Source organism: Desulfovibrio piger, from assembly GCF_951793255.1.
Taxonomy (GTDB): Bacteria; Desulfobacterota; Desulfovibrionia; order Desulfovibrionales; family Desulfovibrionaceae; genus Desulfovibrio.
The window spans coordinates 2203632-2223296 of the sequence record NZ_OX636706.1 but is presented as its reverse complement, the minus strand read 5'-3'; the positions used below and the strand labels follow the sequence as shown (position 1 = coordinate 2223296).

The 19665-nt window shown below is 63.3% G+C and carries 25 protein-coding genes; 1 reads left to right on the top strand and 24 read right to left on the bottom strand.

What is annotated here, in order from left to right:
* Nucleotides 1-254: 254 nt before the first annotated feature.
* From Q4I12_RS09895 to Q4I12_RS09780, 24 genes are all read right to left on the bottom strand, one after another.
* On the bottom strand, nucleotides 255-908 hold the full coding sequence (locus Q4I12_RS09895; RefSeq protein WP_302261456.1) for a lytic transglycosylase domain-containing protein: 654 nt from the start codon (nucleotides 906-908) through the stop codon (nucleotides 255-257).
* 99 nt (nucleotides 909-1007) lie between these two features.
* Nucleotides 1008-1463: an ATP-binding protein gene (locus Q4I12_RS09890; RefSeq protein WP_168936128.1), complete on the bottom strand. Its 456-nt coding sequence runs from the start codon at nucleotides 1461-1463 to the stop codon at nucleotides 1008-1010.
* Nucleotides 1464-1482: 19 nt separating this feature from the next.
* Nucleotides 1483-1821 (bottom strand): STAS domain-containing protein, encoded by a 339-nt coding sequence (locus tag Q4I12_RS09885; protein WP_168936127.1) that lies wholly within the window; start codon nucleotides 1819-1821, stop codon nucleotides 1483-1485.
* Between the two features lie 17 nt (nucleotides 1822-1838).
* The gene (gene sctR, locus Q4I12_RS09880; RefSeq protein WP_320620020.1) at nucleotides 1839-2489 is read right to left on the bottom strand and encodes a type III secretion system export apparatus subunit SctR; all 651 of its coding nucleotides are present in this window, start codon (nucleotides 2487-2489) and stop codon (nucleotides 1839-1841) included.
* Nucleotides 2476-3672 (bottom strand): type III secretion system cytoplasmic ring protein SctQ, encoded by a 1197-nt coding sequence (sctQ, locus tag Q4I12_RS09875; RefSeq protein WP_302261455.1) that lies wholly within the window; start codon nucleotides 3670-3672, stop codon nucleotides 2476-2478. Before sctQ ends, sctR begins: the two co-directional genes overlap by 14 nt.
* 85 nt (nucleotides 3673-3757) lie before the next feature.
* Nucleotides 3758-4381 carry a type III secretion protein gene (locus tag Q4I12_RS09870; RefSeq protein WP_168936125.1) on the bottom strand — a complete coding sequence of 208 codons (624 nt, stop codon included), beginning with the start codon at nucleotides 4379-4381 and terminating at the stop codon, nucleotides 3758-3760.
* A 56-nt stretch (nucleotides 4382-4437) separates the two neighbouring features.
* Entirely contained in the window at nucleotides 4438-4929 is a 492-nt protein-coding gene (gene sctO, locus Q4I12_RS09865; RefSeq protein ID WP_204625450.1) for a type III secretion system stalk subunit SctO, read from the bottom strand.
* A 36-nt stretch (nucleotides 4930-4965) separates the two neighbouring features.
* Nucleotides 4966-6282 carry a type III secretion system ATPase SctN gene (sctN, locus tag Q4I12_RS09860; protein ID WP_168936123.1) on the bottom strand — a complete coding sequence of 439 codons (1317 nt, stop codon included), beginning with the start codon at nucleotides 6280-6282 and terminating at the stop codon, nucleotides 4966-4968.
* A complete protein-coding gene (locus Q4I12_RS09855; protein WP_168936122.1) occupies nucleotides 6283-6906 on the bottom strand; it encodes an HrpE/YscL family type III secretion apparatus protein in 624 nt (207 codons plus the stop codon). It lies immediately after the preceding gene.
* The gene (locus Q4I12_RS09850) at nucleotides 6885-7568 is read right to left on the bottom strand and encodes a SctK family type III secretion system sorting platform protein (RefSeq protein ID WP_302261454.1); all 684 of its coding nucleotides are present in this window, start codon (nucleotides 7566-7568) and stop codon (nucleotides 6885-6887) included. The genes Q4I12_RS09855 and Q4I12_RS09850 overlap by 22 nt, the downstream gene beginning before the upstream one ends.
* Nucleotides 7568-8362, bottom strand: a complete 795-nt coding sequence (sctJ, locus tag Q4I12_RS09845) for a type III secretion system inner membrane ring lipoprotein SctJ (RefSeq protein ID WP_040369131.1) — start codon at nucleotides 8360-8362, stop codon at nucleotides 7568-7570. The genes Q4I12_RS09850 and sctJ overlap by 1 nt, the downstream gene beginning before the upstream one ends.
* A gap of 26 nt (nucleotides 8363-8388) precedes the next feature.
* Nucleotides 8389-8985, bottom strand: a complete 597-nt coding sequence (locus tag Q4I12_RS09840; protein WP_302261453.1) for a hypothetical protein — start codon at nucleotides 8983-8985, stop codon at nucleotides 8389-8391.
* Between the two features lie 39 nt (nucleotides 8986-9024).
* Nucleotides 9025-9381: a tetratricopeptide repeat protein gene (locus Q4I12_RS09835; protein WP_168936552.1), complete on the bottom strand. Its 357-nt coding sequence runs from the start codon at nucleotides 9379-9381 to the stop codon at nucleotides 9025-9027.
* A gap of 75 nt (nucleotides 9382-9456) precedes the next feature.
* Nucleotides 9457-9708: an EscF/YscF/HrpA family type III secretion system needle major subunit gene (locus Q4I12_RS09830; RefSeq protein WP_040369130.1), complete on the bottom strand. Its 252-nt coding sequence runs from the start codon at nucleotides 9706-9708 to the stop codon at nucleotides 9457-9459.
* Between the two features lie 141 nt (nucleotides 9709-9849).
* The gene (locus tag Q4I12_RS09825) at nucleotides 9850-10071 is read right to left on the bottom strand and encodes a hypothetical protein (RefSeq protein WP_204625455.1); all 222 of its coding nucleotides are present in this window, start codon (nucleotides 10069-10071) and stop codon (nucleotides 9850-9852) included.
* Nucleotides 10068-11555 (bottom strand): type III secretion system inner membrane ring subunit SctD, encoded by a 1488-nt coding sequence (sctD, locus tag Q4I12_RS09820; RefSeq protein ID WP_204625456.1) that lies wholly within the window; start codon nucleotides 11553-11555, stop codon nucleotides 10068-10070. The genes Q4I12_RS09825 and sctD overlap by 4 nt, the downstream gene beginning before the upstream one ends.
* Nucleotides 11552-13507 (bottom strand): type III secretion system outer membrane ring subunit SctC, encoded by a 1956-nt coding sequence (gene sctC / locus Q4I12_RS09815; RefSeq protein ID WP_302261452.1) that lies wholly within the window; start codon nucleotides 13505-13507, stop codon nucleotides 11552-11554. The genes sctD and sctC overlap by 4 nt, the downstream gene beginning before the upstream one ends.
* Complete coding sequence (locus tag Q4I12_RS09810) at nucleotides 13504-13986, bottom strand: type III secretion system chaperone family protein (RefSeq protein ID WP_297137899.1); 483 nt, start codon at nucleotides 13984-13986, stop codon at nucleotides 13504-13506. The genes sctC and Q4I12_RS09810 overlap by 4 nt, the downstream gene beginning before the upstream one ends.
* 114 nt (nucleotides 13987-14100) lie before the next feature.
* The gene (locus tag Q4I12_RS09805) at nucleotides 14101-14880 is read right to left on the bottom strand and encodes a hypothetical protein (RefSeq protein ID WP_302261451.1); all 780 of its coding nucleotides are present in this window, start codon (nucleotides 14878-14880) and stop codon (nucleotides 14101-14103) included.
* A gap of 20 nt (nucleotides 14881-14900) precedes the next feature.
* The gene (locus tag Q4I12_RS09800; RefSeq protein ID WP_302261450.1) at nucleotides 14901-16007 is read right to left on the bottom strand and encodes a hypothetical protein; all 1107 of its coding nucleotides are present in this window, start codon (nucleotides 16005-16007) and stop codon (nucleotides 14901-14903) included.
* Between the two features lie 4 nt (nucleotides 16008-16011).
* Nucleotides 16012-16548, bottom strand: coding sequence for a SycD/LcrH family type III secretion system chaperone (locus Q4I12_RS09795; protein ID WP_302261449.1), 537 nt, complete (start codon nucleotides 16546-16548; stop codon nucleotides 16012-16014).
* Nucleotides 16549-16588: 40 nt separating this feature from the next.
* Nucleotides 16589-17227, bottom strand: coding sequence for a USH1C-binding protein 1 (locus Q4I12_RS09790; RefSeq protein ID WP_302261448.1), 639 nt, complete (start codon nucleotides 17225-17227; stop codon nucleotides 16589-16591).
* A gap of 25 nt (nucleotides 17228-17252) precedes the next feature.
* The gene (locus tag Q4I12_RS09785; protein ID WP_297137908.1) at nucleotides 17253-17846 is read right to left on the bottom strand and encodes a USH1C-binding protein 1; all 594 of its coding nucleotides are present in this window, start codon (nucleotides 17844-17846) and stop codon (nucleotides 17253-17255) included.
* A 78-nt stretch (nucleotides 17847-17924) separates the two neighbouring features.
* The gene (locus Q4I12_RS09780) at nucleotides 17925-18563 is read right to left on the bottom strand and encodes a hypothetical protein (RefSeq protein ID WP_302261447.1); all 639 of its coding nucleotides are present in this window, start codon (nucleotides 18561-18563) and stop codon (nucleotides 17925-17927) included.
* Between Q4I12_RS09780 and sctW the strand changes: the two genes are divergently transcribed.
* Nucleotides 18544-19659 carry a type III secretion system gatekeeper subunit SctW gene (gene sctW / locus Q4I12_RS09775; protein ID WP_302261446.1) on the top strand — a complete coding sequence of 372 codons (1116 nt, stop codon included), beginning with the start codon at nucleotides 18544-18546 and terminating at the stop codon, nucleotides 19657-19659. The genes Q4I12_RS09780 and sctW overlap by 20 nt on opposite strands.
* Nucleotides 19660-19665 lie beyond the last annotated feature (6 nt).

The following is a 19665-nucleotide window of genomic DNA, read 5'->3' as shown; positions in this document are numbered from 1 at the left end:
TACGGACAGGATACGCCCGAGAAATCCCGGATGCGCCGACAGGCAGCTTAGCCTTCGGCCATGGAAACCAGGAAGCAAAAGGGAACGAGGAAGCGGAAGGAAAAGAGAAGATAGACAGGGGAAGGGCACCGGCTCAGGGCCGGAAGGGCTCAGCCGAGGCACCAGGGAGGCGAGGCTTGCGGCGGCCCCACGTCAGCATAAAGGCTGGCAGAGGAGATGAGAGACGGCAGCAAGGGCTCCCGCCCCGCCTGTTCTTAAGAATGCGTCGGCTGGTCCGCAGGAATGTTCCGGTTCCAGTAGACCAGGACGCGCCGGACGAATTCCTGCGTTTCAGGAAAAGGCGGGATGCCGCCGTACTGCTCCACGCTGCCGGGCCCGGCATTGTAGGCCGCCAGGGCCAGCTCCACGGAGCCGAAGCGCTGCAGCTGGTGCATCAAATACTGGGAACCGGCATAGACATTGGCCCGGGGATCGAAGGGGTCGATGAGTCCCAGCTCTTCCTGGGTATGGGGCATGATCTGCATGGCCCCCTGGGCCCCTACGGGTGAGACTGCGGTGTGGTCAAAGGAGGATTCGGCCTGGATGACCGCCAGCACAAGCCCCGCATCAAGGCCGAAGATCTCCTCGGCCTCACGGGCCAGACGGCGCCATTCCTCCGGTGCGGCAGCAAAAGCCTGCCGCTCGTCCCGGTCAGCCGTTGATACGGCGGCCACGGTCATGGTCTGGGGGGCAGGAGCCGTCATGGCCGCTGCGGCCTGCCGGGCATCGCCCGGGGCTTTTTTCTGCGGCAGGGAAGCGACCCGTACCATGCGCGGCAGGACCTTCTGCTCCTGATATTCATGGGAAAGGATGCCCGTACCGGGCTGCAGGGGCACCGGCGGCAATGCCGCTTCCGGCGGAGGCGCCACATGCCCGGACGTCCGGGAGCCACAGCCCCCGGCCGGCAAAAGGCACAGCAGCAGGCAAAAAAAACAGAAAATATGAAGGCAGCGGCTATCCTTCACGGCTCAATTTTCGTCGTGGGCAAGCTGGAAATAGAGTTCGATGGTATTGGTGCCGTCATCACCGCTGTAGCAGTGGTGCGCGGAAACGTTCTTGACCAGGTGGACGCCCAGACCGCCGATGGGGCGATCCTCTGCGGCCAGCGACGTGTCCGGCGTGGCGGTCTCCATGAACGGATCGAAAGACGTGCCCCAGTCCCGTATCCAGACGCAGAGGAAGGGCGCGCTGTCCATGCTCACCCGCTTGAAGCCCAGTTCCATCTGCCCCCAGTGGGCGCTCCTGTCGCCTTCCTGCGGGCAGGTGCCGGCATAGGCATAGGTGGCCACATTGACCAGCAGTTCTTCTACTGCCAGTTCCACGAAACCAAGGATGTCGGCGTAGTCGGCGGCCAGGTGTTCACGCAGGAATTCCATGGCCGGCGCGCAGCTGTCAACACGGGCGGGAAGCATGATTCTGGCCACAGCCTACCTCCTTGCCCTCTCAGCCGGCCAGAGCCGCAAGGGCTTCCTGCCGACTGTCCCGGACAGTCAGCATGGCGTTGAACCCGGAGATGCGGAACACTTCCGCCGTCATGGGCTGCAGGGAACAGAAGGCCAGCTTGCCGGCACAGGCCTTGAGCGCCTTGACGAGCCCCAGGATGCCCCGCAGTCCGGCGGAGCTGATGTATTCCAGCCGGGACATGTCGATGAGCAAACGCTGCTTGCCCGCTTCCAGCAGGGCGCGGGTCGCGTTTTCGAATTCCGGTGTCGTCGTGGCGTCCATGCGGCCTGCAAGCTCCACGATGGCGATACCGTCCTGTTCCGTTACGATGACTTCCATAGAACCTCCGAATCTGGCTACTGATAGCTGAGCAGCAGGCCCTGACTGATCTTCAGCCAGCCGTCCAGCGTCACGAACAGCAGCAGCTTGAACGGCAGGGAAATGGTCATGGGCGAAACCATCATCATGCCCATGGCCAGCAGGACATTGGAAATGATAAGGTCTATGGCAACGAAAGGCAAATAGAGCAAAAAGCCGATCTGGAACGCCTTGGTCAGTTCCGTGATGGTAAAGGCCGGCACCAGGATGAACATGTTGTCACGCGTGATGCTCTGCCGCTGATGCTCCGGCCATATGCGCTGGGCCGTACCCATGAATTCCTGCAGGATGGCGGGGCTGGTGTTCTTTTCCAGGAATTGCCGCAACGGCGGCGAGACGGCCTGCAGGGTCTCCAGCATCTCCGAAGGCTTCGGGTTCGCGCTGAACCGCTGTTCCTCCAGCAGGGCCTTGGTATCCATGGCCACCGGCGCCATGATGAAGACCGTCAGGATGATGGCCAGGCCGTTCATGACCATGGCAGGCGGCACCTGCTGCACGCCCAGCGCGTTGCGGACAAGGCTCGTGACCACCACGATCTTCACGTAGGACGTGACCATCATGAGCAAAAAGGGCGCCAGCCCTAAGAGCGCCAGGCCCGCGATGAGATAGAGGGGATTAATCCCGGCCAGTTCCATCCCCGACCCCCTGCGGCGTACCGCCGTCCTGTCCGGCAGCATGCATGCGGGTGATCTGCACGCCCGGCATGCCGCCCACATCCACCAGACGTCCCTGCGCCAGCAGCTGCCCCGCCACACGGATGTCCACGACGGGCGACGGCGTCTCGCCGCCCAGGGCCAGCGTATGCCCGGGGACAAGCGCCGCCAGTTCGTCCAGACGAAGATGCAGCCTGCCGATCTCAAAGACCACAGGCAGTTCCAGTGCCCCGACAGGTGCGGGGGCCACCGTGGGGGCTTCTGTGGCGGGCCCATCGCCCTGGACGGCCCCGGCAGGGGCCAGCTGTTCCTCACTCATGCCGTCCTCGCTTTCTTTCTCTGCAGACTCCCGGCCGGGATCACCCATATCCGGCCCCAGCACGGACAAGATCCCTTCCCCAAGCCGGCAGGCCAGTGCCCTGCCCTGCGGCAGGCGCAGACGCGGCGTCTCAGGGGCCCAGCTCTCCGGCAAAAGGACATCCCCCGGGACCAGCGTCGCCGCCTCGTCTGCGGACAGATGCATGCGCCCCGCTTCCAGCGGACAGGCCAATGTCCCCGTGAAACAGACCCCGGCCTCCGTGCGCATGGGGAGCTGTTCCAGCCGCTCCAGCACATAGCGTGCGGCATTTTCCTTCGCCCAGGACAGACGCAGGAAGACAGCCTCACCACCGGGCAGATCCAGCCGCAGGGGCAACGAACCGCCCCAGGCGATCCCGGCCTGCGGTGTACCGCTAAAACGCAGTTCACAGCCCAGGAAGGGTTCCAGCCGTTGCAGCGCAGGCTGCAGCAAACGCTCCAGAACAGCCAGACACAATTCGCCGGGCAGGCGGGCAAAGGTCTGCTCCCCTGCGGGCAGGGCGCTGCGCCAGGCGGCAAGATCCGGCCTCAGGGCCAGTGCCTCCAGAGATGACCATTCCAAGCGCCACAGATCCTCGCCACTGCTCAGATACAGCACGGCCGCCGGAACAAAGGGAGCATCCTGCTCCGCGGTGGCCGCCGCGACATTGAACGACAACGTACAGGGAACAGGCTGCTCCGCACCGGCATCCAGCGCTACGGTCAGCGGCAGGGCCCGGCAGACGAGGGCATTGACCAGCCGCGCCTGCAACGGCGGCAGCGCTGGCGGGATGAAAGGCCGGGAAGGGATCACCTGGGACATGACTCACCTTTTCCGAAATCAGCGGGATCTGTCCGCTCCCCTTCGGAGGGGGAAAATATCGTGGCGCGCCGTGTGGCGGCCGTAGCTACTCCACGTCAGGGACGTAATCCTGGCGGCCCCGGGACTGCTGCCGGGCATCGCCTTCATTGCCGCCGTCCGCCCGGCTCTGGACGATCTCCACGCGAACGTTCTCGCCACTGCGCTCCAGAGCGCTGCGCAAGGCATCCTGTGCCCCCACCGCCGTCTGGAAGGACGCCGGATCGGCGCAGGCGAGCCGGATGAACAGCTGGCCGTCCTGCGCCCGTGCCAGACACAGCTCCGCGCCCGAAAGCGGGCCCTGCCCCAGCGTGATGCGGACTTCCGGAGAGCCCTTGCCCGGCTCGGAGACCAGGATACGGTCCACCAGTTCGTTCACAAGGGCGTCCACATCCCCGGGAGCCGGAGCCGCCTGTGCGGCGCTCGTCTGCATGCTCTGCATGCGGCTGCCGAAAAGGCTGTCCAGCAGCGCCTGGGGCGACAGGGCATCCTGCCGGGAACCGCCCCGACCATTTTCCTGACCGCCCTGCCCGTCCCGTTCCCGGGATTCCTGCATGGCCCGGTCAAAACGTTCCTTGTCCCTGTCGTCCACGGGACGATCCGCGCCTTCACGCTCCGCCTGCATGCGGGAATCCGCTTCCTGCAAGCGTCGGGAACTGATCTCCATGCCCATGGGCACCTCCAGCATATGCCGCCATGCGGATCCGGCCGAACACCCTGCGGGGGGCCTCAGGCATCGTCACTGGCGCGGGAAGGGGTGGCGAACTCCTCCAGCTCCAGATCTTCCAGATGCTCCTGCTCCCGTTTGGCGTTCTCCTGCCAGATGTCACGATGTTTCTCGATCTTCGCCGCTTCCCGGCGGGCCAGGGCCACGGCCCGTTGCGCACCGGTCACGGCCTGTTCCTGCTGCCGCACCTGCTCTTCCGCCTGGCGCACGGCCTGGAAGCGTTCCTGCTCTCCGGTGGCCAGCATGCCCAGAGAGGCCCGAAAATCCGCCACCTCTTCCAGAGAAAGGCTGGCCCCCAGGATGGCGGCATAACGCCGCTCCTCTTCTTCCTGCCGCCAGATGCGGTAGCGTTCCAGCTCGGCCTGCCGCCGCCCCACTTCCTCACGAGCCTGTACCAGCCGGCGTTCCTCCAGCCGCAAGGCGTTGCGGGCGGCGTCCTCCCGATAGTGGCGAACGGACAGCAGGGCCTGCAAGGGATAGAGTCGTTGCGCCATGATGCACCTTTGCCATATGCAGAGGCCGGGCCCCGCTTACAGCACGACCTTTTTCAGGGCCGCCAGGGTCTCCTCGAACGAACTTTTTTCCTCCAGCCCCTGGCGCAAGAAGGCATTGACCGCCTGGATATGTCCCAGGGCGAAATCCGCCTCGGCATCGGCCCCTTTCTTGTATTCGCCGATCTGCACCAGCAGCTCCACTTCCGCATACTTGGCCAGAATCTTGCGCAGGGCCTGGGCCGCGGCCTTGTGCTCCTTGTCCACCACGGCGTTCATGACGCGGCTGACGCTGGCCTGGACGTCGATGGCGGGATAATGGTTGGCAGCGGCCAGCTTGCGCGAAAGCACGATATGCCCGTCAAGGATGGACCGGGTCTCGTCGGCGATGGGTTCGGTCATGTCATCACCTTCCACCAGCACCGTATACAGGGCGGTGATGGAGCCCTTGTCCGAATTGCCCGCCCGTTCCATGAGCTTGGGCAGCTCCGAGAAGACCGACGGCGGGAAGCCCCGGCGGGTCGGCGGTTCTCCGGCCGCCAGACCGATCTCGCGCTGGGCGCGTCCGAAACGGGTCACGGAATCCATCATCAGCAGCACGCTCTTGCCCTGATCGCGAAAATATTCGGCAATGGCCGTGGCCGTATAGGCGGCCTTGAGCCGCTCCATGGAGGAACGGTCCGACGTGGAGACCACGAGCACGGCCTTTTTTCGCCCTTCCGGACCGATGTCGCGTTCGATGAATTCCCGCACTTCGCGGCCGCGTTCCCCGATGAGCGCCAGCACGCAGACATCGGCCGTGCAGCCTTTGAGGATACTGGACAACAGCGTGGACTTGCCGCCGCCGGCTGCGGCAAAGATGCCCATGCGCTGCCCTTCCCCGCAGGTCAGCACGCCGTCGATGACGCGCAGGCCCAGGGAGATGGGCTTGCTGATGACCTTGCGGGTCATGGGATTGGGCGCTTCGGCCACCAGCGGATAGTGGGTGCGCGTCCTGATGGCCGGACCGCCGTCCATGGCCTGCCCCAGACCATCCACCACGCGGCCCAGCAGCTCATAGCCCACGGGGACGGAGAGTATCTCGCCCGTGGGGATGACTTCCGTGGCCGGAGAGATGCCCTGCATATTGCCCAGGGGCGACAGCAGGGCCACGTTCCTGACAAAGCCGACCACCTCGGCCTTGAGGCTCCAGTTTTCCCAGGGATTGCGCAGCAGGCAGAGTTCCCCCACTTTCACACCGGGGACCACGGCACGGATGATGGTGCCCACCACCTGCTCCACGCGTCCCCGCGTCTCCAGGGGATTGACGTCGCGGACGGCCTCTTCCAGCAGGTCGCCGATGTATTCGAAGGCCATCTACGACTCCCTGATCTTGCCCAGCAAGGCGTGCTCGATAGCCTTGAGCTGGGTCTCCAGGCTGGCGTCCACGACCCCCAGCTCGCATTCCAGGATGCAGTCCCCGGGCTTCATGCGGGGATCGGCCGTCACGTCCAGAAACGTGGCGCCGTTGGGAGCGGACGAGATCATGGCCGCCAGCGAGGTCCGCACCGCGTCCTTGTCGTCGGGAGAGACACGGATGAGCACACGCTGCTGGCTGCGCACGGCGTTCAGGGCATTGCGCACCACGCGCACCGTGCATTCCCGGTCGTCCAGCTCGCCGATGATCTTGCGCACGGCGGAGGTCACCACGCCCACGAGCTTGGCTTCCACACCTTCGATGTATTCCACGGCCTGCATGGCCGTTTCCATCATCTTTTCGGCCTGCTCCATGCGGCCTTCCATGAGGCCGTCCTCATAACCTGCCTGCCTGCGCTCCTCGTAGGCTTTTTCCGCCTCGGCAGCCATGGCGGCAGCCCGTTCCCGGGCAGCGGCCAGCACATCGTTGGCTTCCACAAGACGAGCATAATCGGCCGCGCGCAGCACCCGCACCCCAGGGGCGGGCATCACGGTATTGCCCGTCAGTCGAAACACGGCGCCCATGACGGAGCCACCTCCTTGAGCAGCAGTTTTTTCACCCCGCGCCACAGTTCGTGGCGTTCATCTTCCGCCAGGGACGGCAGCACGGCCGCCTCCGGCAGCGCGGGCAGACGATCGCAGACGCGCAGGGCCACGTCTTCCGGCCAAAGCCCGGCCACCAGACGCAGCGCCATATTGCCGTGCAGGGCACAGCGTTCCGCCAGGGGCAGATCCGTATCCCGCCACTGGAAGAAGCGCCGCACGCCCCCCAGCTGGTAGCGGCCCCGCTGCAGGGCGTACCGATACGTCTCCTCTCCTAGGGATTCCCGCAAGGGCAGGACCTCATCCCGCAGCAGCACCGTCGCGATGGCCGGAGCATGCAGGACGACACCCGTCACCCGGCACAGTTCCAGCAGCGCCGGAGCATCCAGAAGAGCCAGGCGGCGCGACTCCTCGGCGTAATCCCAAAAGGGGACCGGTACGGCAGGCTCGCTTTCAGCAGCGTCCGGCCCGTGCGTCAACGGGCGCTGCTGCAGCCAGGCCCAGAGACTGTCCGCAGCCCCGCCCAGCTGTTCACGGCAGTCATCCGGCAGTCGCGGTCCGCCTTCCGGCAGATTGGCCTGCAGCAGGCGCTGCCACAAAGCCGGACGACGCGCGAGGACGTCTGCAAAAAACTGTTTGTGCATCAGGCCTCACCCTGCTTGCCGGTGTCATCCCCTTCCCCGGCCTCAAGGGCTTCACGGGCAGCGCGACGACGGGCCAGCAGACGGCGACCATAGACCCAGCCGCCCACGCCCAGGGCCAGAAGCACGGCCGCCATGGCCAGCATCTGCAACAGCAGGGCGGGCGTATGGGCCCCCGGCGAGAGCAGCGGGGACGGGAGCTTCGTATCCGGTACCGTCACGCTTTCCCGCACCGGGACCAGCATCACGCTCACATTGTCGTATTTGAGCGAGGCCACGGCGCCCGCCACCAGTTCCCTGATCTCGGGCACAAGGTTGACTACGGGCGAATCCAGGGTATGGCGCAGGAAGACCGCCGCTGAAGGCGCGATGGTGATGTTGTTCACCTTGTCGTTGACGCCGAGCACCACATGGACGCGGGCCGTCAGCACACCGTCGATGCGCGAGAGCGTGTCCGCCAGCTCCTGCGAAAGGGCGTAGGACATGCGGGCCTGGACCTCGGAGGTGGACGAGATCATGCCGTCACCGGCAAACACTTCCCCCAGGTTCTTGAAGGCTTCGCGCGGCAGGCTGTTCTCCTTGAGGACCTGCAGGGCGCGCACCAGCTGGTCGTCATCCACCAGCAGCGTATAGCCGTTTTTGCCTGCGGCCTGCTTTTCCGCCTCGATCCCCCGTCGCAGCAGGGTGGAAAGCATCTGGTTGGCCTGATCCTCGGACAGGCCGGAGTACATCTCCACCTTACAGCCGGAAAGGAGCAGAAGCAGGGAAAGCAGCAAAAAAAGCATGGGACGCAGCATGAAAAAACCTCTTAAGATACGGGTGCCTAACCGGACTGGCGCAGCAGGCCTTCCAGGCCTTGCGTCGTCTGCTGCGATGTCTGGACACCCACTTTGGCCTGTACGTTGAGTATGCCCACAAGCTGCTGCACATGCAGCAATTCCTGCGGGCTGATGGCCGCCCCCTGCGCGGAGACACGCTCCAGCAACTGGCCCAGCTCTTCCAGAACATCCTGGCGGGAGATCCCTTCGCTCTGGAAGACGGCCTGAGGCTCCGTCACCTCCTGCCCGGCGGGGACATCAGCGCCACCGGCTGCGGCGGGCTGCTCCACGGCAAGAGTATTCCCGCTCTGTTCCACAGCAAGAGAGCCTTCCGCCCCCGCCCCGTCAACTGGCGGGCACGGCATGGCTTCCGCCGGTCCCGGCAGGAGCGCCGCTGCCGACGATGCAGTGGGGCCGCCCTCACCGGCCGCAGCTGCGGGGCCTTCTGGCGGAGCCGTGGAGAGCGCTTCCTCGAAGGCCCGCACCAGCTCACGCGACGGCGCACCGGAAGGCCCCCCCCCGGAAGGCTCGCCCGCCCACTGGGAAAGCTTTTCCAGAGCTTCCAGCAGCTTGGTCGCCCCTTGTGCCGATGCGGGGATCATACGCCGTGCCTCCCGGTGGACAAAACGTCATGCCGCCGGTCAGGCGACTTCCATGACGGCCCGGGCCATATCGGCCGCAGCGCAATCCTGCGGAATGGCGGCAAAGGCCTGCTCCGCATCCCCTCTGCGCCCGGCCAGCAGACAGGCAAGGCCACGCATGGCAAGGGCGTCGGCATCAGCGGCATTATCCGCAAGGACCTGGTCCAGGATGGTGAGCGCGGTATCGAAATCATCCACGACCACATGAGAAAATGCCAGCCCCACAAGGGCCGGCGCGAACCCCGGCCTGAGCGCCAGGACTGCCTGGAAAATGGTCCTTGCCTCCCCGACGAGCCCCTTTTGGCAGGCCAGATTGGCCAGATCCAGCAGGCGGGCCATCTGTTTTTCGGAAACCATATATCTCTCCCGTTTTAGGGGCCGGAAAACGGCCCCATCACAACATTCTTGCCTGCACGCCTCCGTTCCCGGAGGCTAGCCCGTCCGCTGGGCCAGCGACTTGAGCATATCCTGGATGCTCTTGGTCACCGAGGAGATGGTCTCCAGCTTGGCGTTGTACTGCCCCATGGCGAACTGCAGCTCCAGCAGTTGCATCTGGTCCACCTCGCCGGAGGCGCTGATCTGGTCCATCTTGGCCTGCAGGGCCTGCCCGTCCTGGCTCAGCCCGTTGGTGGCATTCTGGAACAGCTGGCCGATATCGATCCCGCCCGAGCTTCCTATATTCATGATATTCTCCTGACTGATCCGCAATGCGGTCATCTTGCTCTTACGCTTTCTGCTGCCCGGCGCTGCGGCCGGAAGGGCCGCTCCTAAGCTGCGGGGACCGGCCACACCGGCCATCCGCAGTCTGCGGCGGCTTTCCCCGGATCAGCGGTTCAGCGTATCGTAGACACGCTCCGCCACTTTCTCCGCGGCATCCACGGCGGTCATGACCTGCCGGGCAACAGCCATCTCGTCTGACGTCATGCCGGCATCCATGGCGCGCTTGACGTCCGTCCGCATCTCGAACAGCTCCTCGCGAAGCTGCTTGAGGCCACGGCCCGAAGGATCTTCCGCCAGCATGTCAAAGGCTGATTCCATTTCCATCATTTACCTCTCAATCTGTGACTGACGACCTGGCTGCCGTTACGCAGGACAAGGACTTTGGTATCGATGCTCTCCAGGGTCCAGCCGCTGGGGAGCACGGCGCCTTCAAACAGGCGTCTGCCGTCGGCGGTAGTCACGAAACGCATGGGCGACATGGTGACACCGGTCACGCGCAGCCCGCCCAGGGGATCCCCGCCGGTACCGCCCGAAGGCCGGGCCGGTGTGGCAGCGGCGGGTTCACCGTCCCGGGAAGGTGTCAGGGAGCGCTCTGCAGCTGCCAGAGCGCCCGACGCCGACGAGGTCCCGTGCAACCGAACACCGAACAGCTCGCTGGCATCCTGACGGATGGCGTCCAGTTTTCTGGTGTCTTCCGGCCGGAAATCACCGGAAAAATCCACCCTGCCCGGCAGGTAGATGACCCGGACGCTCCCCAGACCTTCCCGCTGCAGGGCCGCATCCAGCACCGGCGCCAGATCCTTTTCGTAAACGATGTGCCGGTCCACCGCCGGCAGGCCCCGGACTTCGGCCTTGAGGGCCGTGAAAGCCGCTGCCTCCAGCAGCTCGTCCTTCATATAGGCCCTGACCTGCAAACGCGGATTGCCCTTGTTCTCCCACAGGACGACATCAGGATGGAAACCGCGGATACCAAGCGAACTGCGCACAGCACGCAGCATGTCTTCCTGTACGGCAACTTCCAGGTACACAGGGATATGCAAGCCACGTGCCATGTCACGCAAACGGATCATGGCAGCATCGTCCGCCACTGTCCCGCGGATCTCCACTCCGGGATCACGGCGGCTTACAGCCAGCCCGCGTATGCCGGCATCTTCAAGATATTTTTTAATGATCTCAGGATAATGTTCAGGATCAGAGTCCGCAGGCCTGACCATCAGCGACAACGCAAGCAGAAAAATCGCCACCAGTACCAGCAGCAAGGCCCGCCAGCCGACACGGCGAGCGGGAGAAGATTCCGGGACATCCGGCAACAGTGTTTCCGAAGCCCCGGCGTCCATGCCAAGATCATTGGCGGTCGGCAACAGCTCCGCTGTCTCCGTGACAGCGGGGACAGCTTCTGCCTCTGCGGACGCCGCTTCTTCGGCCCCGACGGTACGGGCGTGCGGGGACAGCTCCGGTACAAGGCTTTCCTGGGGGACTCCGGGACGGTTCCAGGCAAAACAGGTCGTGCCAAGATACCAGGCGCTCCCGGCTGCGGGGCGCAAGGGACCATCGGCCTCGGCGGGCTCCACGGGCTCTTCTCCCTGCAGGCGAAGGGGACCATCCAGGGGCGTCACGGCCAGTACGGGAAAGGCATTCTCTTCGGACGAAATGTCCAGAACGGCATGACGGGGAGCAAGACCGGTCAGGATGATGTCGCAGGCATCATCAGACCCGACGACCCAGCTTCCTTCCGTCAGTTCAACGCAGGCCCCCAGATGCGGCCCGGAAAAGACATACAGGCAGATGGCACTGCCCCGGCTGCAGGTCACTGCCGCCCTCCGGCAGAAACAGACGTGCTGCCGACAGGGGCCGGCACCGGCTGGGCCCCCGTGCTGACAGGAGTCAGTATGGGCTGCGGCATGGTCGAATTCTGGATGCTCTTGTTGGTGGCGGGCACAGGCACCGGCTGGGGCGTGAGCGTCACAGAAGGTGCGGGCTGCACGTCCGGCGCCAGTTCACGGCGACGTGCACAACCGCCCACAGGCATCTCCTTGGGACGGCGTTCCTCATAGTCGGCCTGTGTCGGCGTCCGGCTGAAACGGGGGTCATCCACGCGGGACGGCACATTGGAGGCCGTATCCATGCGGACGATGCGCGGCGTGATCAGGATAAGACGCTCCATGCGCTGATGCTTTTTGCCCGTAGAACCGAACAGGCCGCCCAGGATGGGGATGTTCTTGAGGCCGGGGATGCCGGTCTCCGCATCGCTCTGAATCTCGTAATAATGTCCCCCGATGAGCAGGCTCTGCCCTTCTCCCACGATGGCCTGGGTATTGATCTTGGTCTGCTTGATGGGCGAAAGGTTGTTGGGATCCACGGAAAAAAGGCTGGAGCCGTCGTCCCGGTCGTCCTGCACGCTGACCATGAGCTTGATGCTGTCCGCCTGCCCCGGCAGGCCGGGGATGATGTGGGGCGTCACCTTCAGGACGGTCCCGGAGTCGATCTTGAACAGGTCGGAAGATTCGTTGCCCGATACGGGAACGTAGTAGGAGCTGGTATTCTCCAGCGAGGCCTGCACGTTGTCCATGGTCAGCACGGAAGGCTTGCCCAGCACGCGGGCCTGGCCGTCTTCTTCCAGAGCGGTGACGCGGGCCAGGAAGTAGTCCGAGCCGTAGGAATACAGGGTGGAATAGGAAAGGCCCCCGGCACTGGAAGCCCCGGCAGAGGGGAAGATGCCGCTGGTCGAAGTGCCCCCGGCACTGCCGCCGCCTGTCCAGTGCTTGCCGTAAGCACCGGTACCCGACCAGTTGACGCCGAAATCACGGGAGAAATCGCTGTCGATATCCACGATGGCCGCATGGATCTCCACAAGCTCCACAGGCTTGTCCAGATCGGCGATGACCTTGGCATAATAGCTCATGCGGTATTCGGCATCGGTCACCACAACGGCATTGACCCGGGGATCGGCGATGATGCTGGGCCCGGCAGTCGTCCCGGACTGATCCTTCCCGTTCTGGGGGACTGCCGGCGAAGCCTGGGACGTATCCGTCGAGGCGTTCATGGCGATCAGCCCTTTGCCCCGCAGACCACCCTGCGCCGACGGCTGCGCCGTCACCTGTGACCCGGTCAGCGGGGTCCCGTTGGCCATGGCCTGCAGGATGCTGGCCACACCGGGGATGGTCACGGTGGAATCCATGCTGTTGACTTTCATGTCTTCCGCCCAGGCGTACTTGAGCGGGAACACGCGCATGACGCTGCGGCTGCCCTGGGCATCCTCAAAGGCTTTCATGGCCCCGCGCAGCTGGTCCAGATAGATGGGCGGACCGCTGACCGAAAGCAGATTCTGGGCGTGCAGCAGCCTGACAGGCAGCTGCGGCGAGATCATGCCCGCACTGCGCAGCATGTCCCGCAAGGCAGCGGCCGAGACCGTAGACGGCGCCAGGAAGGCTTCTGTCTGTTCACTGTCGGTCCAGAACGTCACCGTACGTCCCTGCGTATACCAGCGCACCCCGAAGGCCGAACGCATGCCGTTGAGGAACGTACGGGGGTCCACCTGCTCGAAACGGCCGCTCATCTGCCCCTTGAGGGCAGGACTGCATACCGAGCCATAGCCCTCGGCACGGGCAAAAGCGGAAAGGACCGTACAGATATTTTCATTGTCCGCATAATGAGAGAACGCCGCCCGGAACGGGAAGGCGCTGCGGGAAGACGCGCAAAGACCTTCTGTTGCCAGAAGGCAACAGAAGGTCCAGCACAGGCAGACAGCTACAAGGCGCTTCAATAGACGCCTCCGAAAAACGTACCCGGCATGGAGAACATGGGAGGCAACTCCTCACGCGGCGAGTCCCCCAGGCTTTTTTTCCACCAGGCGAGGTCATTGAGGAAATCCCGGACAGCATCGTCGAACTCTTGCTGAGGTACGTCCACAGGCACCCGGGATTGCAATATCAGGCGCTCCCCGTCCAGGCCCCGGGCAGCCGCATCTTCCTGTCGTTCAAGGGCCACGACCGAGGCGCGCTCGCGGCAGATGCCGGCCTGCCGGCCTGCCACATTGCGGAGCAGACTGTCCCGTTCATGTCCCGGCTCCGGCAGGGCGCGCAGGTCAGCCAGAAGGAAACACAAGCGCCCGTCGGGAGAAAAGACTTTCAGGTCAAGGCCATCCTCCAGCCGAAAGCTGTATGAGCCGTCCTGTCCCGGACGGGGGGACTTCCAACCGGCCGTCACCGCAAGGGCACGGACCTTGTCATCCAGCGAAACCATAGGCAGTCCTGCATACGTTTTTCATGTCCAAACACAGTTCAACGGTACGCAAAAACAAGCGTCATCGTCAAACCTTTTCTTCCGGACCGGCGCGCCCTTACGGGCGCTGCCGGATCATCCCAGGATCTTGGTGCGGGTCTGGTTCATGTTGGCCTGCATGGAATTCATGAAATCCAGAGACTTGGAGACAAGGTCCTTGAGCGCCTCGTTGGTCTGCTTGGTCTGCTCCATCATGGTGCGGATCTGCTCCTGCTGGGCCTCCAGACGCTTGGCCTCGGCAGACTGCAGGCTCTGGCCGAACTCCCCGCCCGCCGTGAACATGCTCCCGGCCGCAGAGATCATGGTACTGAACGACTGTGCGACAGCGGTCGTGAGCTGTCCGTCCGCGGATTTGCGGGCGAGCATGTCCAGCCCGCCGCTCGAGGATCTGCCAACACCGGCGATGGCCACGCCCACGCTGGCCGCACCGGCCGCCATGTTCACCAAGGCCCCGGTCACGGCGCAGGCGAATTTCTGGATGGCGCCCGTCTCGATCTTGTCGGCCTGCTGTTTCATCAGGTCGACGATCTGCAACCCCTGCGCCTGGATGATGCTGCGGTTGGTGCGCCGTTGCTCCGCCGCATCCTTGAGGATCACGGAAGCGAACAGGGCGCCGGGGCTGGGAAGGGCCGTCCAGCCCGACAGGTCTCCCGAATTTTCTCCGGGCGACGCCAGGTCGGGCAGCTGGCTCCGCACGTCCTTGACGGCCGCAGTAAAGTCCTTGCCGGCCTGGATGGCATTGATCAGGGTCTCATCGACCTTGGCGGCGCTGACACCCTTCGCCTGGGCCTGCTCCAGCAGCCTGCTGTACTCGACGGAGCTGTATCCCGTTGCATTCGTGATGATGGTGTCCATACTATCTCCCTTTTCAGGCATCAGGCCATGGCCGGATTGCCGCTGAGGATGGCCACATTGGCCTGCACACTTTCCTGGACGATGTCCGACACGGTCTGGAGCGTCTGCTCGGAGCGCCGCATCATTTCCTTGATATGCTCCACATCCAGCTCATTGGCCATGGCGATGCGCTCCAGAATGGCCTGTAAACGCTTCTGCTGGGCCTGCAGGAAGCTGATATCCTTTTCGTTGACGGCGGAAGCTATGGTGGTGGCCGACTGGGCTATGGTGTTCGCCCCACCGGCCATGGTGGCCACACGGGCCGTCCAGGAGGCCGCCTTCTGGATGGTCTGGGCCGTGTCCGAAACCGCCTTGGTGGCGGTCTGGGCCGCCTTACCGGCCGCGCCTGCCGCCCCGGCACCGAACGTGCACGCCGCCAGGACGATGGTGGTGGCGAGATCCACGGCGAACTTCGTCCACTGGATCGCCGTATCGCTGGCGCCGCACGCCTCCATGATCTTGCCTATGATGAATGCCGGACTGAAGCCGGCCTTGCCGCCTGACGCCTCCTCCATGATGGAGCTGGTCAGCAGCGCCAGGCTCGCGACGCCGACGGCGATGAGCGCCGCGCCGGAGCCACCGGCCGCCAGGCCTACCGCACCGGCGGCGATCATGGCCACGGAGCCGATGGCCGCCAGTGCCATGCCGATATACTTGAACGCCTTGAGCAGGCCATCCAGAAAACTCTGGCTCTTGGCCTTTTCCAGCTGCTCCTGGATGGACTTGAGTTTTTCCTCATTGGCCATGGCGCGCTCCTGGGCGCGGGCCTCCAGCGAGGCCACACCGGCCTTGGTCTCGGTACGGCGCTGCTCGAAGCCGACGGCATCCAGCAGGGTCTCCAGAGAAAGGCCGCTCATGGTCAAAGCGGACAGCGAGACCGTGGTGCCGCTTTGCGGGGACGGCTCTTCAAGATCCGGCAGCAGCGAACCGCAGCGCGCAGTCAGGAAGGAACGCAGCGCGTTGAGGCTCTCTTCCAGATCCTTGACATCCGGGGCCTTGTTCGCCCCCTGCTGGGTCGCCGCCAGTTGCAGCAGCGCGCCCAGATCGGTCGCGGGCGTCCCGGACCGTGTTCCCTGAACCATGCTCATGACATCACTCCTTGGACTGGACCAGCGTGGCAAGCAGGGCACGGATACGGTCATGGACGGCCTTGTGCGCGGGGATGGAGGCATCGCCCAGCCCCAGGGCGGCGCGGAAGGAAGCCGCCGCGTTCTCGCCGTCCCCCAGCTTCAGATGGCACAGGCCGCCATAGTAGAACGGCGCGGGATCCTTGAGGCCGCCGGCCACACCGGCCATGCCGTAGGTATCGATGGCCTGCTGCCAGGCTTCCCGGGCCTGCAGGCAACCGGCCAGACCCATCCAGTAACGGGGATCGTCGCCATCATACATGCACAGGCCGCGGAACATGCTTTCGGCATCCTTGTAGTTGCCCGCCTTGTACAGATTGTAGGCATAGGCATAACCGGATTCCAGCGTGTCTTTGCTGATGTTGAACACATCGGCCAGGGTCGCCCCCTTTTCCAGGGCAGCCTGGATAGTGTGGAACTCCTCTTCCGTGAACCCCGCCGCCTTGGCCATGTCCAGCAGGGCGGACTGGATGTCTTTTTCCTGTTCGGTGATCTGACTCATACTCGCTCCTTGGGGTGGATGCCGTCTGCCTGTCTGACGGCTACTGGCCACGGGCCAGACTGGTGAGGGTCTGGTTGGAGTTGGCGATCTGGGTGTTGGCGCCCTGCAGATAGGAGTTGTACTGGCCCATGTAGTCCTGGACATAGACCATCTCCTGCTGGGTGTTGGTGCCCAGTTCTTCCAGGCGGCTTTCCAGAGCCGTGATGGCCACGTCCCATTCGTCGGCACTATGTGAATAATTGTTGGCTGTCCTGTCTATAGCCAGACCGTGCAGCTCCATATAATCCACCATTTCCTGGCTCATGAAAGTCGCATTGTTGCCCTTGGGCACAGTCTCGGTACGGGGCTTTTCTTCGTAAATAATGTTTCCTTTGTCGTCGACTAAAACTTTGCCGTTAGCATCCTTCTTGGGCACGTTGAACGTCTCCGTTTTGGCCGCGTCATTGCCCACCCCGGCCTTGGCATCGGCCTTGGCCTGACGGGCCTCGTTGAGCAACTGGGAGACCAGCTTCTGCTCGTCCTGCGCCGAAGCGATGGCATCCATCTTGTCCATGGCCTGGGTCTTGGCGGTCTGGGCCAGTTCCAGCTGCAGCTTGGCGAACATCAGCTGCAGGCTCGTGGTGGGGCCCAGTTCACCGAACGAAACAGAAGATGTCGAGGAAAAATTGACCTGGCTCATATCAGTTCCTTATGTCGGCCGCAGCCTATTGACCACGGGCCAGACTGGTGAGGGTCTGGTTGGAGTTGGCGATCTGGGTGTTGGCGCCCTGCAGATAGGAGTTGTACTGGCCCATGTAATCCTGGATATAGACCATCTCCTGCTGGGTATTGGTGCCCAGCTCTTCCAGACGGCCTTCCAGGGCCGTGATGGCCACGTCCCATTCTTCCGCAGTATGCATGTGGTCGTTCCCTGTCTTGTCATAGGCAAGATTATGCTCGTCCATATATTTCACCATATCGTTGCTCATAGGGTTATAGTTCTTCCCCTTGGGTGCTGTTTCCGTATAAGATCCGGTGATTTTGCCATCCTTGTCATATTTATAATAAGTTGTCGTAATATCCTCGCTATTTTTATTTTTGGCATTGGCCTTGGACTGCCGGGCTTCATTAAGCAATTGGGAGACCAGCTTCTGTTCGTCCTGCGCCTTGGCGATGGCGTCCATCTTGTCCTTGGCCTGGGTCTTGGCGGTCTCGGCCAGTTCCAGCTGCAGCTTGGCGAACATCAGCTGCAGGCTCGTGGTGGGGCCCAGTTCACCGAACGAAACAGAGGACGTGCTATCGAAATTGACTTTGCTCATGTATAACCCCTGATTTTTGTTGTTCTGCAACGACGCAAAGGATAATGGTCAAAAACGGCGGGCCCGATGCCTGTCCGCTTACAGGCGGACGATATTCCGGCGGCCGCCTCCGGGGATGCCGCCGGCAGCGGCCGGCCTAGCAGCGGTGCGGGCCTGGGCGGCACGGGCTTCACCGGCACGACGGGCTTCGGCCTCGGCTTCTTCGGCCATTTTACGCAGTTCGGGAGTCAGGGTGGCCGGATCCGTCTTTTCCTGCTCTGACAGGCCGAGCTGCTTGCGCATGGCTTTTTCCTGGCTTTCCAGACGGGAAAACTCTTCACGGAGGGCGGCGAAATCTTCCATCTGCTTCTTCATATCCTGTTCCGTAAACGACATAACAAATCTCCTTTTGAGTGCGGTTGCAATTGGCAAAGCATAAAGCGTGCCATGCTTGTATTTGGCTAAAAACGCATCAAAAATGCCCAACAAAGCTCCCGATTGCCAACTTTTTTGATACTTCATTTTCTCCGATAAACAACAAAATTCCCGCAACACTCTCCCGGACAGGACTTTTTTACGAACAGGACGCCAGATCCCGCAGGGAGTACCCTTGCTGTTGCCACAGGCTCGTGCTACCAGAAACATATGGCATGATTCTGGCATATCGCATATCGTGTTGCCAACATTTTTTTTACGGGATCGGGAGGCGCAGTTCGTCATGAGCATCGATTTTTCCATCCAGCACTCCCAGGTGCAGCCCACGTCCCGCAATACGACGGCATCCTCCGCAGCCACAGGCTCGCTGTTCGGCAATACGGCCACCGTGGTGGAATCTCCTCTTTCCCTGCTGGCCGAGGCTGCCGAAGAACTGACCTTTGCAGTGGATACCACGGACGATTTCGAACTGGAGGAACGCAAGGAGCGGGACGAGATCAACGAGGCCATGGAGGAACGCATCAAGAAGTACCAGGAGATGATGCGTGAAGCCCGCGAGGTCCAGAAGACAAGGGATCTCAAGGGATTTCTGGACTCCCGGACCGAAAAGGAAGAAGCCCTGCGCCAGCTGCGCCGTTTCTTTCCCGACCCCTCCGAGGCATGGGCCGCCCTCAAGGACATCCAGGAAGAGCTGTCCGCCACCCCCGACACCTCGCCGGAGACTCTGCGTGTCCTGAACGAAGCTCTGGAAGAGCTGGAACGCACGGAAGGCCCCGCCATACGGGCCGGGATCAACGGCGCGCTCAATGCCCGGGGATTTGAAGGACTGGGCGATGCCGGCGCGCTGGGGAGCTTTTATCGGGAAACCGTCCGTCATTTTGAAGACGTCAACAGCCTCTACGACCATATCCAGAAGACGTACGGCAATAATTTTGAAGCCGCGCTGGACTTCCTTTACAAGGCACTGGCCAGCGACCTTGCGGCCGACGTGCCCAGTATGGAGACCAGCCATCTGGAGCACGTCAACGGCAGCCTGGGCGAGCTGCGGCAGCTGCAAAGCGCCCGCAGCCTGTGCGCCCGCCTGCTGGAACGCTGGAGCAGCATCCACGGGATCCGGCACTGTCCTCTGGACGATATGGCCCTGCTGGGCAAGGTGCTGGACCTGCGCAAGGAGCGCTACATCAGCGGCAGCCGCATCAGCCGCCTGGCCGAGGAAGCCGGTGCCCCGGACATCGAGCACAAGGTGCTTTTCCTTCAGGAGCTGCTCAACACTACGCGTTCCTTCGCCCCGTCCCTGTTCGACGGCAACGAGGGCCGCATGAAGGTGCTGGATGCCGTCCAGGATGCCGTGGACGCCGCCATCGCCGAGGAAGACGCCTGGCTGGCGGAACAGGGATAAGCCTTT